The organism is Burkholderia cepacia ATCC 25416, assembly GCF_001411495.1.
GTDB lineage: Bacteria > Pseudomonadota > Gammaproteobacteria > Burkholderiales > Burkholderiaceae > Burkholderia > Burkholderia cepacia.
The window spans coordinates 210,778-225,943 of the sequence record NZ_CP012983.1 but is presented as its reverse complement, the minus strand read 5'-3'; the positions used below and the strand labels follow the sequence as shown (position 1 = coordinate 225,943).

At 60.6% G+C, this 15,166-nt stretch carries 12 protein-coding genes; 6 read left to right on the top strand and 6 right to left on the bottom strand.

All coding sequences use genetic code 11. From position 1 onward, the window contains the following. Nucleotides 1-399: 399 nt before the first annotated feature. Nucleotides 400-1,062: a ProQ/FinO family protein gene (locus tag APZ15_RS33345; protein ID WP_021163663.1), complete on the bottom strand. Its 663-nt coding sequence runs from the start codon at nucleotides 1,060-1,062 to the stop codon at nucleotides 400-402. A gap of 756 nt (nucleotides 1,063-1,818) precedes the next feature. Between APZ15_RS33345 and APZ15_RS33340 the strand changes: the two genes are divergently transcribed. After that, nucleotides 1,819-2,403 carry a DUF2889 domain-containing protein gene (locus tag APZ15_RS33340; protein WP_027792196.1) on the top strand — a complete coding sequence of 195 codons (585 nt, stop codon included), beginning with the start codon at nucleotides 1,819-1,821 and terminating at the stop codon, nucleotides 2,401-2,403. Between the two features lie 134 nt (nucleotides 2,404-2,537). On the opposite strand, the gene APZ15_RS33335 is transcribed toward APZ15_RS33340, so the two are convergent. Next, nucleotides 2,538-3,029: a flavodoxin family protein gene (locus tag APZ15_RS33335; protein ID WP_027792197.1), complete on the bottom strand. Its 492-nt coding sequence runs from the start codon at nucleotides 3,027-3,029 to the stop codon at nucleotides 2,538-2,540. A gap of 188 nt (nucleotides 3,030-3,217) precedes the next feature. Then, entirely contained in the window at nucleotides 3,218-3,871 is a 654-nt protein-coding gene (locus tag APZ15_RS33330; protein WP_027792198.1) for a TetR/AcrR family transcriptional regulator, read from the bottom strand. 83 nt (nucleotides 3,872-3,954) lie between these two features. Here APZ15_RS33330 and APZ15_RS33325 point away from each other — a divergent pair, with 83 nt between their 5' ends. Beyond that, on the top strand, nucleotides 3,955-5,079 hold the full coding sequence (locus APZ15_RS33325) for an MBL fold metallo-hydrolase (RefSeq protein ID WP_027792199.1): 1,125 nt from the start codon (nucleotides 3,955-3,957) through the stop codon (nucleotides 5,077-5,079). A 124-nt stretch (nucleotides 5,080-5,203) separates the two neighbouring features. Continuing rightward, the gene (locus tag APZ15_RS33320) at nucleotides 5,204-6,220 is read left to right on the top strand and encodes an AraC family transcriptional regulator (protein WP_027792200.1); all 1,017 of its coding nucleotides are present in this window, start codon (nucleotides 5,204-5,206) and stop codon (nucleotides 6,218-6,220) included. A gap of 616 nt (nucleotides 6,221-6,836) precedes the next feature. Here APZ15_RS33320 and APZ15_RS41435 read toward each other — a convergent pair. After that, nucleotides 6,837-7,079: a hypothetical protein gene (locus APZ15_RS41435; RefSeq protein WP_138143340.1), complete on the bottom strand. Its 243-nt coding sequence runs from the start codon at nucleotides 7,077-7,079 to the stop codon at nucleotides 6,837-6,839. 947 nt (nucleotides 7,080-8,026) lie between these two features. On the opposite strand from APZ15_RS41435, the gene APZ15_RS33315 reads away from it, so the two are divergent. After that, nucleotides 8,027-8,722, top strand: coding sequence for a ParA family protein (locus tag APZ15_RS33315; protein ID WP_027792201.1), 696 nt, complete (start codon nucleotides 8,027-8,029; stop codon nucleotides 8,720-8,722). Beyond that, nucleotides 8,715-9,746: a ParB/RepB/Spo0J family partition protein gene (locus APZ15_RS33310; protein WP_027792202.1), complete on the top strand. Its 1,032-nt coding sequence runs from the start codon at nucleotides 8,715-8,717 to the stop codon at nucleotides 9,744-9,746. Before APZ15_RS33315 ends, APZ15_RS33310 begins: the two co-directional genes overlap by 8 nt. A 94-nt stretch (nucleotides 9,747-9,840) precedes the next feature. Here the strand turns inward: APZ15_RS33310 and APZ15_RS33305 are convergent, their stop codons facing one another. Beyond that, entirely contained in the window at nucleotides 9,841-11,157 is a 1,317-nt protein-coding gene (locus APZ15_RS33305; RefSeq protein ID WP_027792203.1) for a replication initiation protein, read from the bottom strand. A 2,554-nt stretch (nucleotides 11,158-13,711) separates the two neighbouring features. Between APZ15_RS33305 and APZ15_RS33300 the strand changes: the two genes are divergently transcribed. Then, nucleotides 13,712-14,023, top strand: coding sequence for a hypothetical protein (locus tag APZ15_RS33300; RefSeq protein ID WP_021163674.1), 312 nt, complete (start codon nucleotides 13,712-13,714; stop codon nucleotides 14,021-14,023). Nucleotides 14,024-14,204: 181 nt separating this feature from the next. Here APZ15_RS33300 and gcvA read toward each other — a convergent pair whose 3' ends face one another. Beyond that, on the bottom strand, nucleotides 14,205-15,110 hold the full coding sequence (gcvA, locus tag APZ15_RS33295) for a transcriptional regulator GcvA (RefSeq protein ID WP_027792204.1): 906 nt from the start codon (nucleotides 15,108-15,110) through the stop codon (nucleotides 14,205-14,207). Nucleotides 15,111-15,166 lie beyond the last annotated feature (56 nt).

The window sequence follows — 15,166 nt, the reverse complement described above, 5'->3', positions numbered from 1 at the left end:
ACTTGCGAACGAACCGACGTGCCCCGGCGAGATTATCGCGCGTCAACGTGTCAGGACGACCGGGCACGAGCGCTCACATGCCATGTCGATGCTTCCGGCATTGCGCCATTTTAGGAAACCGAATTAACTGGATGAAGCGTCGTCGCGTTCCGGACATGCGTACCGTCCACGCGCAAACGACATAGTCGAGACATCGCGCGTGCAGCACCGATCGACGAACTTTCTTCGTCCGGTTGCAGGGTCTGTTCGAGGCGGGATAGATAAGAACCCGGCGCGTCAGGCGCCGGTGGGAGGAGTCCTGACCTGCCTCTGTCGAGGCAGGTCAGTCAGTCGTGTCGTTCGCCGCAGGCGATGTGCATGCGGGTCAGCGCCGCGCGGCATGCAGCCGCGCGGTGCCGGTTACTCGTTTCCGGCCGTTTGCTGCTCGACCTGCGGCACTGCGTCGGCTTGTGCTTCCACGTTCGCCGGTTGCGGCTCGGCGGCCGCCTCGGCCTGCTGCTCGGCCTTCGGCTGCTGCTGCGCGCCCTTGGCCGATTGCGCCGCGCCCTTGCCGGGGCGGCGAGCCTTCAGCCGGCGCGCCCGCGCTGCGTCGTCATGCGTGACGCGCCCTGCTTCGTTGCCCTGCAGGTCGACCCGCACGGCATCTTCGACGAGGCACGACCAGTAGCGGTTGCCGCGGCACCACGTCGACATCGCTTCGCGCAGTTCGGCTTCGTTGAGCCCGACGGCCTGTGCTTCGCGCGCGAGGTCGTCCCAGATGCCAACCTTGAGCGGCACTTTGGGGGCCGGATTCTTCGGGAACGCACGCGGAAACTTACGCTGCAGTTTGCCGATCGCAACGATGACCGGATCGACCGGCGCCGACGGCTTCGCCGATGCTGGCTTCGCGCGATGCGGTGCTTTGCCGCCGGCCGCAGCCGGCTTGGCGCCACGCTGCGGCTGGTCGCCGGACTTCGGCTTCGCGCCGGTGTCCGCCGGCGCTGCCGGCCGCTTCGCGTTGCGCTCCTGCTTGGCCTTCGCTGCGAGCTGCGCCCGCAATTCGGCAAGTTGTTCAAAACCCATAAATTCAATCCACCAGGAATATAAGGTGTGGTTCGTGCGGTCACACCGCGCGGCGCACCCGCTTCGCCGCCATGCGTGCGACCCGTCTGCCGCCGAGGCGGAACACTACGGGGCCGCATCGCGCACGCCACTCTGTTTTCAGGCACCCGGCCACGATGCCGGACAAGGCAGGAGTGGAAGTATACCGGTACGCGCGACGGCCGGTTGACTCACTGGTCTGCATTGACCCGATTCGGGGTACCGGAAATGCATCCGTACGGTCGTGTTGCGCATTATATGGATACGTCTCCGGAAGTCACGTCGTTCACCCTCGTCGGCGGAAATCGGGGCCATCTTGCGCGCCGCGATTGCCCCGGCGGCGGCACTGGCCGACGCGCCATGCGAGGTATGCCGCCTTCGGGCGCAGCCCCCGATCGTGCCGCATCGATGCGCCGCGAACCTCGGTCGCCATTCGCGATCCCGGGCAGCGCCGTCGGTTGCGTGTGAATCGACGATTGCGCCAATGTGAAGCGCCCGGCGACGAAGCAGCGCGTGTGTGGCGACATGCGAATGCCTCCGTCGATCGCATCGATATCCATACTCGACTCGTTGCGTCCGCATCGATCCCGTCGCGTACGAAGATGCCGAAAAGTGCGTAGTATGGCCGGATCGATGGCGGCGGAGGTATCCCTCGGCCTCTTTCGCTGCGCACCGGGCCAGCCGTCGACATCTCGCTTGCCGGCAAAAAGAACCGGTCGCACGAAACGGAGCAGATACATGGTTCCCCCACACGACATCCCGCACGACGGCATCACGCGCGAGGAAATACACCACCGGCAGATCGACATGCGCGGCTATCGGCGCAGCGACGGCCAGTTCGAAGTAACAGCCTGCCTCGCGGACCGCAAGGCTTTCGATTTCACACCGCCGGGCGGCACCCGGACGGTCGCTGCGCTGTCGCCGATCCACGACCTCGGCGTGACATTGGTCTTCGACGCCGACATGATCGTCCGCGCCGTATCCACGTTCCTCCGGTCACATCCGTATGCGCAGTGTCCGGGTGGCGGCGACTCGCTGCAGGCGCTCGTCGGATTACGCATCGGCGCCGGCTGGAACAGCGAGGTTCGCAAGCGCCTGCCGTCCTGCGATACGTGCACGCACCTGAAGGAATTGCTCGGCCCGATCGCCACCACGGCCTATCAGACAATGGTCGGCATGCGGAAGTCATCGCTCGAGGAGCGCGACAGCGACGGAAAGCCGCTCAAGATCGACAGTTGCCATGCATATGGCGCATCGCGCGATCTGGTGAAACGCCTTTGGCCCGAATACCACCGGCCTTCGGCGCAAACAAAAGGCAGCTAAGCGCCAGGCAGTCGCGCCAGTCCAGTGCCCGCACCGCAGGATCGGTACCGCACCGGTGTGCACGCGTCATGTGCACGAACGTACTTCGGTCCGGCCTCACGCCGACCGGCCGAGGCTGTCGGCGGCCTGAGTGATCAGAAAACGCCCAGTGCAAGTCCCGCTGCAAGACCAGCGCCCAATTCGGCGCAGCGCGCGAGATCGTCGCCGTCGATCGTCTTGGCCGCGAGGATGCGTTCCGGCGTCTGCGCATGCGTACAGACGATCAGGCCCGGCGCCACGTTCTTCAACCGCCAGCCTGTCGCGATCCGGTCGATCTGGCGCAAGGCGTTCTGTCCATCGCTTCCCGCGCAGATCATCACCGCATACGGGCGACCGTTCACGCGATCGAGCGCTGCGTAGTAGCAGCGGTCGAAGAAATCCTTCATCAGCCCGGACATCGCCGCGAGATTCTCAGGTGTCGCAAACAGATAGGCATCGGCGTCCAGCACATCGTCTGCGCTCGTCGCGTCCGCGCGCTGCAGCCGGACGTCGACGCCGGATTGCTCACGCGCCGCGCCGGCAGCCGCTTCGGCCATCTGTTGCGTGCCTCCGGTCATCGTGTGATAGACGATCAACAGTGTCTTCATGCGTCGTCACTCGCGTTCGGCTTCAGGTATGCCGGCAGCATCTCCGGGTTCCGCTGGATGGCCAGCGATCATATGAGGCGGTTCCGCATCCGTGGATCTGCCGGTTTGCCGGCTCGTCGGGCCAGGGCGCGCGTCGAACATGCGCATTGCGCCGGCCTCGCTTCGCGCATGATCGACCGGATGCACGATCAGTCTGCTGCGGCGCGTGATGCGTCGGGGTCTTCCGGTCGCGCGTAGTACGCGAGAAACATGTCTGCGGCGGATTCCGCGACTTTTAGTTGCTCCGGCGCCGCGAGTGGCGGCTGGCCCATCGTGATCTGCGGCCAGAACGCGAATGCCTTCACGACACCGTGCAGCTGATGCGCGGCAAACACCGGATCGGTGACCGACAGGCGTCCGGCCGCCGCGGCCGTTCGCACCCAGACCGTCATGTCTTCCTCGCGCTCGCCGAGACGCTCGACCATGTCGCGCGCGCGTTCCGGCGAATGGATGGCCGCACCGATCGCGACACGTGCGAGCGCGAGAAATGCCTCGTCGCCGAGCAGGCGCATTTTGCGCTCCAGCAACGCGAGCAATTGCTCGCGCAGCGGCACGTCGGAACGATAGGTTGGCGAACTGCCGGTTCGAGTCGCATCCCACAATTTTTGCAGGATCGCGGCGAACAGCGTTTCCTTGCCCGGAAAGTGGTTGTAGACCGTACGTTTCGACACGTCTGCGCGCGCGGCGATTCGATCCATGCTGGTCGCGTCGTAACCCGACGCGAGAAATTCCTCGATGGCCGCGTCGACGATGGCCGCGCGCTTTCGATCGGTCAGGCGCTGAGGGGGAGTGCTGGTATCCATTCGGAAATTTTACACCGCGTAGTTTACTTATCCAAAAAATAAACTACACTGTTTAGTGTACTTTATTCTCCGGACGAACCTACATGGCATCGCCTCTCGTTTTGATTCATCGCATTCTGGGTTTTGCGGCCGCCCGACGCGGCCGCACGCTGTCTGGCGGCTCGCCGCAGCACAATGGCGAGCGCTTCAGCAATGTCGCCCCCCGGCCGGCCGAGGGGTTGGGCAAGACACTCGGCATCGCGTGGAACATGCTGTTCAACAAGCCGCGCAATACCGTGCCCGCAGGGATGCTGCCCGTCGATTCGCTGACCCGCGCGGAACTCGACGCGGCCCCCGATCGCAGCCTGTACCGGCTCGGCCATTCAACGCTGCTGCTCAAGCTGCGCGGCGAATTCTGGCTAACCGATCCCGTCTTTGCCGAGCGCGCGTCGCCGTTTCGTCGCGTCGGTCCAAAGCGTTTCCATGCGCCTCCGATCGCACTCGAAGATCTTCCGCCGCTGCGCGGCGTGATCCTGTCGCACGATCACTACGATCACCTCGACCGCGACACGGTGCTCGCGCTCGCGGCAACCACCGGTGTGTTCGTGACAACGCTGGGTGTCGGCGACCGCCTGATCGAGTGGGGAATCGACGCGAAGAAAGTCCGTCAGCTCGACTGGTGGCAGAGTGTCGACGAAGCCGGCTTGACGCTGACCGCCACGCCTGCCCAGCATTTTTCCGGGCGCAGCCTGTTTGATGGCAACAGCACGCTGTGGGCATCCTGGGTCATCGTCGACGACGACTTGCGCGTGTTCTTCAGCGGCGACACGGGCTACTTCGATGGTTTCCGGACGATCGGCGAGCGCCTCGGGCCGTTCGACGTCACGCTGATCGAAACAGGCGCATACGATGCGCAATGGCCGTACGTCCACATGCAGCCGGAAGAAACCGTGCAGGCGCACATCGATTTGCGCGGACGCTGGCTGGTCCCGATCCACAACGGCACGTTCGATCTCGCGATGCACCGCTGGCAAGAACCGTTCGAGCGCGTCACGGCGCTGGCGATCGTGCGTGGCGTCGAACTGTCGACGCCCAGGATGGGCGAGCGCCTCGCTCTGGACGAGCCGCATCGCGGCGAGCGGTGGTGGCGCACTGTGGACGAGCGCGCGCCATCCGTTGCCACGAAATCACGCCGCTGGCCACTTTGCACGTCGCAAGCGACGAAGTAGGTACACCGGACATTGCGCATTTTCCCGGGAGCGCGGCAACGCCGAGCCTCCGGGAAGCTCGTTTCCGGCGTACCTGCACGTCGATGGGCCCGCCTGTAGACCCGATTACCCGAGTAGAGAAGTCATGCATCCGGCACCTGCCCCATACTCCCCCGGCCAACAGGTCGACGCCTCCACCATTGCTGCATTCAACCCCGTCTCTCCTCGATCGACCCGCCAGAGCCGGGAGAGCGACCTGCGGCTGACACTCGCAGAGCGCGTCGCGAGGTGGACGGACGGTGTTGACCACCTCACCACGGCCATTCCGAACCTGAGCCTCCATCGAAGGGAGACACCGACGCAGCCGATGGACTGCATGGTCGAGCCAAGCTTCGGGCTCGTCGTCCAGGGTACGAAGCGGATCATTCAAAGCGGCGATGTGTATCTATGCGATGCCAACCGTTTTCTGATCACGTCGCTCGACTTGCCTGGTTCAACGCAGGTCATCGAGGCCAGCCGAGAAACGCCGTTTCTCGGGATCGGGCTCAAGCTTGATTTTCGCGTCATGGCCGAACTGATGGCGCAGGTCGCACCGGATCACGAGGATGCCCCCGCAGGTCGCGGCCTCGTCGTCGGCGATATGACCGAACCGCTCTACGACGCAGTCAACCGGTTGCTAGCGTTGCTCGATGATCCCAACGCCATTGCAGTTCTCGCTCCGTACGTGGAGCGGGAAATCTACTACCGGCTGCTGACGAGCGACCAGGGTGGCCGCCTGCGTCAGATTGCGTCCGCCGGCAGTCAGGGCAACCGCGTGTCGCGGGCGATCCAGTGGTTGCGAACCCATTATGACGAGTCGCTGCGAGTCGACGATCTGGCGACGCAGGTTCAGATGAGCAGTTCGACTTTCCATCATCACTTCCGCCTGCTCACTGGCATGAGTCCGCTGCAGTACCAGAAATGGATACGACTCAACGAAGCACGTCGGCTGATGCTGTCCGAGCGACTCGACGCCACGTCGGCATCGTTCCGGGTTGGATATGCGAGCCCGACCCAGTTCAACCGCGAATACAGTCGGTTGTTCGGCAATTCTCCGCGAAGAGATATCGATAACCTGCGCAGCGGAACGGATGTCGTTCTGTCGGTGGCGGCAACTTACTGATCGCCGGAGTCGTACCGAAGATGCAGGATACCGATTTTGGCGGTATCCGCAGAATGGTTGGATCGGTTCCACGCTTGGTCCGGGCGAGTCACACGCTTGCAGCGGGACGCGCGCCTCTCGATTTCTTGCCGACTCAGGACTGACGGCTCGGCGGCCGCCTGGCGACTTGTAATTGAGTATCGAGTGATGCGTGACTGCCCCTCGAAGTCGGATGTTTCCCCCAACTCGCGAGCAAAGTGCAGATACAAGCAGTTCGTTCCATGCCGCTCTCATGAGCCGGTGATGACTTCGCCCCCCCCTCTTCAACGACAAAGTCCCTTGGCGGCCTTCCCAGCGCTCGGCCACAAATTCTTTGGCGCCGGGATTCTCGCGTCACTCTGTAATCCAACGAGTTGAGCAACCAATGCGCGTTGTCACGTGACAACTCGCGCCGATTATTGGCGCGGACATCCGATCAGAGACTCGACAGCGTGTCGCGGTGTATGTGATCCGCGGAATTCGATTTGTCTCAGATACCTAGGCGGGCCACATAAATTTCAAAAACTACATAATACGTATCAATAAATACATATCAACGCATCTTTATGCGTGCTCCCGGACGCGGGGCACGAAATGATCATGCGCCCCCATTTAAAGGCGCAATCTTGTCGATATTGCGTGAAACAACATGAAGAATATTGCGCAACTCGTTGCTGGATAAGGACTTCCACGAGCATCGAATTTCTTGGAATTGTTTCACGATCTGGCCCGTTTGAGTTATCACGCGACCTTCAATCTGAGGTTTGTCGCAAATCGGAGCCTCGCACACACGGCTGTCGCGCAAACGCTGATACTGCGCCGGCGGGAACGGGGTAGGCACGACAAAGCCTCGCCCTCCCCTGCTGGCTAACGTTCGATGAAGATGCAACTGAGCGCTTCCCAGAAAATGGGGACATATCATCGATGCTTATGGCATACGTTCGGGGTGCTGTTCCAGTAAGCGGGTCCCACCGTTTTTCGGGGGTATGAATACGGATTGCCGACGACGATGGGGCGGAAACTGCGATCAAACGATGCATCAAGCTCTTCGATACAGTGTGTACCGACCGACGTGCAGGGCAACGTGGCATTCGACACACACGCTCTTCAAACAACACTCCAGTTGTCACGTAACAACTCAGCAAACAACCGCCCCGGAGAATGGCCTTTCGCGACGAGCCAACAGTGACGAATCATCCCTTTACCGATCTATCTGTTCAATCAGCGGGGTTTGGTCGCAACAGGGATCAAAAACGACTCAGAGCGGTCGTCGCCAGACGTTCTGGGTCGATTGTCACGTGACAACTCACCTCGCTGCGAGGTAATCGTGCGAAACCACCGATCGAACATTGAAATGATCTCACCGAGGTCGTAACCGCGATCTATCCAAAGATTTCTCGGTGTCGGACCGCCTCGAAAAGTGCCAAATTTCTACGTCTTGTCACGTGACAACTGAGCTTCCCGACGACATTCTCTAAGCCGACCTACCGGAGTCACTAAGAGTTTTGCCGAGAGCTCCGCAAGATCAAGCGGCCAGCCTCCAAGGCGTCAATCCGTCACCACCGTTAAAGCTCGTCGAACTTTCCCGCGATCTTTGTACGTGCATTTCGAGCAAGATCGTCGATTTTATTTTTACTCGATCATCGCCCATCGCTGACTCGTTAGCCATTCGGCTACTTGTCACGTGACAACCCAATCGGTCACTAAGACATACATCGCATCGACGGCTTTTTCTGGACATTTATATAATAACTGCATATATTACACAAAACTCCGTGGAGGAATTTAATGGCTTTCAAGATCGCCGTCAGTAATCAAAAAGGTGGGACTGGGAAGACAACCATCTCCGTCAATATCGCGGCTGCGTTCGAAGCAGGCGGCAATAAGGTCGCCCTGATCGATGCCGACCCTCAAGGCACGTCCGTCCGGTGGGTAACGAGCGGCGAGAACACGCTGCCGATGACGGTGCTTTCGCTGGCCCCTGCCGGCCGCGGCATTGGCGGTGAAATCAAAAAACAAGACGCGAACTTCGATGTGATCGTCGTCGACTGCCCCGGCAACCTCGAAGATCCGCGAATCGCATCGGTACTCGAAGTTGCCGATTTCTGCCTTGTGCCGCTGTCGCCGTCGCCTGCCGATCTCTACAGCACCGTCGCGATGATCCGCATGATCGAATCGATGCGATCCGTCCGTAACCCAAATCTGTCTTCCGCATTAATGCTGAATAGTGTTAATGGAAAAACTAAAATGCGTGAAGAAATTTTAAAAATTCTAAGAGCAGAAGAAATAGGGGAGCATCTGCTCGACAGCCAGATCGCGCAACGCGAGGTCTACCGTCAGACGTTTGCACTCGGCACCACGATCCATCATCACAATCGGTACCTGAAGGGCCTGAAAGAAGCCCGAGCGGAAATCGAAAAGCTGGTCACGGAAATGGCCCAATACATCGCGTCGACGCGCACTACCGGAGCCGCCCATGGCTAAGGACACCTCGAAAGACAAGAAGCCGACCGGCAACCTGCATCTCGCAGCCGGCCTGCTGCGCGGGCTCGCGCAGGAAAATGCGGCGCTCGAAACGCGGCTGCCCGAACCGGCGGCCGCACCGAGCACCATCGGCGAATCGGCGCCCGCCAGCGCTCCGCCCGCGGCCGCACCCGCTGGTACGGCCGATCTTGGCGCGCCACAGAAGGTGCTGGTCAAGGATTGCATTCCGAACCCGTTCAACCCGCGCGTGTTCTACTCGGAGTCGAGCCTGCACGAACTCGCCCTGACGCTGAAACGGGAAGGGCAGATCGAGCCGATCAAGGTGACGCGGCTGCCGGAGTTTCCCGGCAAGCTCGTCGTGATCGACGGGCAACGCCGGCTTCGCGCGACGAGCATCAACGGCGACGAAACCATCAACGCCACGTTCCGCACCGATCACACGCCCGAGCAGCTCTACACGATCGCGTATCGCGCGAACCACGACCACGAACGCCAGACGATCTTCGACGATGCGGTCGCGTGGAAGCGTCTCCTCGACGAGAAGGTCTTTTCCGACCAGAACACGCTGGCGGAAAAGATCGGCAAGGACAAGGCATCGATCAGCAAGACGCTGTCGCTCAACGCACTCCCGAACACACTCCTTGAACGGATGGCGAGCGCGAACGACGTGGTCGGCCTGCAGGCGGCGTATTTCCTGAAGCTGATCTTCGAACGCCTGGGCGAGCCGACGGCCGACCGGCTGCTGACGGCCGTGATCGACCGGAAAAAGTCGGTTCGTGATCTCGAGAATTTCCTGCGTACGCAGAGCGACGGCAGCAAGAAGGCCGGACGCACCCGTTACAGCGTCCGGCATGACTTCGCGCTCGAATCGCAAGCGATCGGTCAGTTGAAGACCTATCCGGACGGCCGCCTGGATCTGCAGCTCAAGGGCGTCGACGCATCGCACCAGGAGGCGCTCGCCGACAAGCTGAAGACCGTCATCGACGCGTACGTTGCCGAGCTGGCAACGGCTACGCAAAAGTAACGCGCGAAAAGCAGAAGGCCTCGCATCCGCGTTTCATCGCGAAGCCGGACGACGACGTCCTGCACGCGACGCGCACCCGGCTGCGAGGCCTCGTTCAGTTGCCTGCGAGACTGCTTTTCAGCAAGAATTCCAGCAAGTCGTCCGAGGTCGGTTCGCCCCACGTATCCAGCGCGAGCCATCGGAAGAAACTGGTCTGCGCGAGTTTGCTCGCCTTCTTCTTCGGCGACAGCGTCAGATCCTTCGAGCCTGCCACCGTCTCGTTGTAACGCTCGATCAGCTTGGTCTGGTCGTCGATCTCCAGTTCGCGGAAATACGCGCCTGCTTCCTCGACCTTCGCCGCCAGATATTTGTCGCGAATCTGTTCCTGCTTGCTCTGCGCGGATTCCTTCGCCGGTGCGACCGCCTCCGTTCCCTGCCCGTCGGCCAGCGTATAGCCGTGCGTCAACGCCTTGCGGAAGTACGCGGCCACGTTGTCGACCGGCGCCGCATTCTTCTTCGTAGTCCGATTGAGCGTGTAGGCAATTGCAGCCTTGATGCGCTGCACGCCGTATTGCGTGATCAGCCGGCGCGCTTCCGAACGTGGAATGCCGAACTTGGCGACCTCCTCGGCCAGCGCCTCGTTCTTGACGTCGCCGTCCTCCACCGTATCGGCGCTCTGCTTGCGCGTCACCTTGAACTGGACGGCTTCCACGCTCCGGCCGGACTTGTGTTCGATCAGCTCGAGCGTGTGATCCGAAACTTCGTTCACCTCCTGAATGCACGGCACCAGGACCTTGCTCTTGAACAGCTTGTATTCCTTGTACGACTGCGACGCCTTGTCCTGGCCGAGAATGAGGTCACGAAATTTCGGCAGCGGGATCTTCGCGGTGATGCCGATTCCTTCGTAGCGCACCGTGTTTTCCCACAACGCGAGCGAGTGCGACCGCCGGAACTCGCGGGCGATCCGCATATCGATCAATGCGTAGATCTCGGGGTTGAGCAACTCGCTGCGAATCTGGTCGGAGAAGCTGTACTTCAGCACCGATTGCTCGAGCTCCGCGCCGGCGAGGAGGCCTGACGCTTTCCAGACAGTCGATCGATCCGCGGCCAGATAGTCCCAGTTGACGACTGTACTGATCAGCGAGTTGACCGTGTCCTTCACGTATTTCGTGTTGTTGCTGTTCAACCCGCTCTCGTGCGAGAGCGACGCGATCGAGATCGAGAAGCTCGTCCGGCCCGGCTCGAACGCCTCCTGCCGAAGCGCGTTCTTGATCAGCGAGCTGAACATCTTGCGCTGCTGCAGCCCGATCTTCCCGGACTTGGGCGCGATATGAATCGCCTGGACCGCCTTGCGCAGCAAGTCGGGAGGCTCGGGTGTCTGAAACAGCGAAACCTGTTTGTCTGAGCCTTTGCTTGCGGGCTTGCGCGGCATCGTAATGTCCGGATAAGGTCACCTTGTTGAGAGCGGACTTTATACCTTTTCGCGGCGAGGGGCAACGCCCTTGTTCCTGCTTTACTTGCACTATCTCGGCTAACCTTCAGATACGAAAGGAAAATCTTCGATCAGACGATCTTTGTGGGGCCCCATATCCATCTACCTTTCGATCAAAATGCCTCCCACAAGCTGCTACCTTTCATACCCGGTCACGGAAACCCGGCACGGGATTTGCCCTCGCCAAGGTAACCATCCATGGGAAACAGATGTGCAGAACCAAGATCGTTGGGCACATTCATGGTGCCGTGCAGCACAGTCTCGTTTTCCTCCCATAACTTGCTACCTTCATCGATTCCCACAGGAGGGTACCTTTCAACCGGTCTTGATTGCATGGATGCCACATACTGCTCCCATAAACGGCAACCCTCTGTTTTCCCCATAAAAGGTTACCTGTCCGTGCCATCGATCCTGTCCATGGGAACCAACCACTGGAAAACCTGGAAAAAGGCAGTCGGGCAGCCCCGGATGGTACCCATAACCGGGTACCTTTGAAGCGCCCCATAACCGGCTACCCAAGAAAAATCACTGTGCATTCAGGCGTCTAGGGATAAAAAAAATGCCCCATAAAAGGCTACCTACATGCGTTCCCATAGACGACTACCCAACGTGTTCGGTGGCCGATTTCCCATAACCGGGTACGCTTGCCCCATATCCACAACCCTGACTCCCCACAACCCGGTACCCCAAACCCCAAATCCACAGACCTGAAACCCCAGACCCTTACACCTGTGCTCCCATAAATGGGTACCGAACACCTGTCAAACCCTTGTGGGATAAGGCTGTGAGCCGTCTAAAAGTAGTTAAAGAAGTAAACGTCGTTAACAAAAGATGTAAACACACGTGCGCGTCCACAGAAAGACGAACCCCATAAACCGCTACCATTGAGTAGCCGTCTATGGTGTTGCAGGCACCTCAAAGCTTCGATTCAGGCCTGGGAAACAGTGGCCTGGCTCCTCTTTCCGCAAAGGTTCCAGGCCCAACAAGGCTTCCAGAAGAGGTGAGTACATACTCACATCGGCTGAAACGTAGAAACTTATGGGAGAAAAACGGGGGGAAACTGCCCGGTTCCAGGTACAGGTTCCCGTTTATGGGATCGAAAAACCGTCCCCGCAGCCTCGCGAATGAACGTCATCGACCGGCAAAGTCGATCGGCGACCGGAAACATAGATCTCTTCGGTTTCGTTCACAGCAGTTTGAAATCATCCGCTACGGCCGGGGAAGGAATTTTTGCACTCAGGCCTCCTTGTCTGTGAAGAAAGTTCTCCGATCGTCGGCTTGTGCTTCTGGCCAAACCTAGCCTGTCGGTTGTGCACAGAGGAAATCGACGCGACTCGCTTCGCCGCGGCCGGGGGCGTCCAACTTTCTACCTTTGGCTCCATCAACCGAAAATCAATGCTGTGCCTCCCGCCCACAACGAGAGACCCTGGAACGGCTTCCCTGAGATCAAGTAGGGGGCGGCATCATTTGCACGTGTCGCCGGGTTCTGGGTCGATCCAGTATGCGTCGCGGGCCAACGTGAAGATGGAGGGATCACGAAGCTCACCACAGTCGAATTCGAGCGATGATCCCGAACATTCTCACCTTCCGACACTTTTGGATCTCGTAAAAGCCCACCGGCCTGACGAGGCCGCAGGTATCGGCATGCTGTGCGGGCGGCAATGCTCGCCACGATGCGCTGCGGCCAAGGTCGCGGAATAAAAAATCTGTGTTTCGGGCACGCCGTCCGATGCGTTCCTGCGCTGAATCGGCCGGATCACACGTCATGGCGACATCATTTCCACGGACCACGTTCGCCCGACGACCGTGGTCACATCCGCGCTATGCCGTCAGCGCAGTCAATCGTGAAGCGGTCCCGGCCGATGTCATCACCGTTGGCAACGTCCACGCCTTTCGTCATACGGACCGCACGGCGACCGTATTTGCCCACTAAGGCAGCCCCTGGGATCACAGTTCAGCGATGGGTTGCCTGATCGAACTGCACACGCTGTGTACGATGCAATCGTGCTTGCCTTGATCTCCGTAACACCGAATCGTGGTCATTTATGGGAGGAACCGTCGCTTGAGCCACGTCGGCCGGCAACGTGACACACAGTTCGACTGCTGCGACCGCGGTGATCGTGATTGGCCGAATGACGATCACGTCCAGGGTGAGCGTGCCGGCAACCCCGCCTATGAAACAGTCATGGGTATTTCGCATCACACCTCCATACATCACTCGTCCGCGTCTTCAAGGCGCAGGTACATCGCGGGTGTCCGGCTTCCGCAATGGCGCGATCCGCAATTCCCGTCCTGGCAGTGACCGTCCCGGTCGAGTGCCGTCCACGTTTTCTCCCATACGTGTATCCCCGAACTCCATTGCACGTTGACGCCATATTTTTCACGACGCGGTTATGATGCACAGGTCCCGGATGCGGCATGACAACCGACCGGGGCAGGGGCGGTATCTCGATGGTCTTTCAATCCGTGATAAACCAGAAAAGAGAGTTCAGCGATGCGAATCCAGATCAGAAAACTCACGTTGGCTGCTACCGCAGCCGCGTTCCTGTTCGGCTCGGCAGTTCCCGCGTTTGCGCAGACCGACGCCAGCGCGTCCGCTGCACAGGACGCCAAGGCAGCGAAGAGCCAGGCACGCAAGGCGGCCAGGGCCCAGCGCAAGGCAGAGCACAAGGCTGCGCGTGCGAAGAACAACGCCGAGCTGAAGAAACTCGAAGATGCCGGTTACAAGCCGGCGGCCAATGATCCGAACTATCCGCAGAACCTGCAGAACGCGGAGAAAAAAGCCGGCATCGGCGCAAGCCAGTAAGCGTCGTCCGGCGGCAAGCCACGGATCGATCCGCGGCTTGCCGCATGCGTCGCCGTTCCACGGCGCACATCGAACGCAGCAATCCCGCTATCGACAATAGGCAATACGCAATCCAGTCGCTTGCGTTATTTGATTCGTATTCCTGCATTTCACGGCGCGTGCCATTTGTACACCGACGCGGTCAGTTCCGCCCGCCCGGCGCAGCCGCATTTCCCGTCACCCTCAGCCAGTCCTTGAACGCCCGTACGGCGTCGTCGTTCGCGCGTGCGGAGGCGACGTACGTGAAGTAACGCCACGGCGGCAGCGCCGGTTCGCCGAACGGCTGCACGAGCCGACCTTCGGCGATGTCGTCCGCGACGAGCGCGATCGGTCCCATCGCGACGCCGAGCCCGTCGAGCGCGCCCTGGAGCGTCAGGTAGAAATGCTCGAGCGTGAGCGAGTGGCGCGGCACGAGATTCGGATGTCCGGCTGCCGCGAGCCATTCAGGCCACATGCCGGGATAAGTAGCCGCGTGCAGCAGCGTGAAGCCGGCAAGATCGGCGGGCGTATGCAATGGTCGCCCTTCCAGCAGCTTCGGTGCACATACGGGCAGCCGGACTTCCGACAGGAATTCCTCGGCAACGTAGCCGTCGATGGCCTGCGGGCCGCCGCGCACAATCAGGTCGACCTTGTCGCGCAGCTTGTCGATCGGCTCGTTCGACGTCGACAGCCGTACCTCGATGGCTGGATGGGCGACCTGAAACGACGACAGCTTCGGCACCAGCCAGCGCAACGAAAACGTAGCAGGTGCACTGACGCGCAGCACGCGCTGCTGCGCATGGCCGAAATGCTGCGCGGTGGCGAGCGCGATCCGGTCGAACGACGCACCGACCTCGGCGAGATACGCGCGGCCCGCGTCGGTCAGCTCGACCCGCCGGTTATGGCGTTCGAACAGCGGCCGTCCGAGCCACGCCTCCAGTTGCTGAACGTGCCGGCTGATCGCGCCGTGGGTCACGCACAGTTCGTCGGCGGCCAGCGTGAAGCTGCCGTGGCGCGCGGCGGCTTCGAACGCGCGCAGCGAATTCAACGGAGGGAGGCGTCGGGCCATTGCATCGTTTCGCGTGATATTTACTCACACGATGGTTCAGGTTTAATCGTTTGATC

Excerpts from the sequence above, each read along its gene's own strand:
- APZ15_RS33345 (WP_021163663.1), bottom strand. The coding sequence starts at position 1,062 with ATGGGTTTTGAACAACTTGCCGAATTGCGGGCGCAGCTCGCAGCGAAG.
- APZ15_RS33340 (WP_027792196.1), top strand. The coding sequence starts at position 1,819 with ATGGTTCCCCCACACGACATCCCGCACGACGGCATCACGCGCGAGGAA.
- APZ15_RS33335 (WP_027792197.1), bottom strand. The coding sequence starts at position 3,029 with ATGAAGACACTGTTGATCGTCTATCACACGATGACCGGAGGCACGCAA.
- APZ15_RS33330 (WP_027792198.1), bottom strand. The coding sequence starts at position 3,871 with ATGGATACCAGCACTCCCCCTCAGCGCCTGACCGATCGAAAGCGCGCG.
- APZ15_RS33325 (WP_027792199.1), top strand. The coding sequence starts at position 3,955 with ATGGCATCGCCTCTCGTTTTGATTCATCGCATTCTGGGTTTTGCGGCC.
- APZ15_RS33320 (WP_027792200.1), top strand. The coding sequence starts at position 5,204 with ATGCATCCGGCACCTGCCCCATACTCCCCCGGCCAACAGGTCGACGCC.
- APZ15_RS33315 (WP_027792201.1), top strand. The coding sequence starts at position 8,027 with ATGGCTTTCAAGATCGCCGTCAGTAATCAAAAAGGTGGGACTGGGAAG.
- APZ15_RS33310 (WP_027792202.1), top strand. The coding sequence starts at position 8,715 with ATGGCTAAGGACACCTCGAAAGACAAGAAGCCGACCGGCAACCTGCAT.
- APZ15_RS33305 (WP_027792203.1), bottom strand. The coding sequence starts at position 11,157 with ATGCCGCGCAAGCCCGCAAGCAAAGGCTCAGACAAACAGGTTTCGCTG.
- APZ15_RS33300 (WP_021163674.1), top strand. The coding sequence starts at position 13,712 with ATGCGAATCCAGATCAGAAAACTCACGTTGGCTGCTACCGCAGCCGCG.
- gcvA (WP_027792204.1), bottom strand. The coding sequence starts at position 15,110 with ATGGCCCGACGCCTCCCTCCGTTGAATTCGCTGCGCGCGTTCGAAGCC.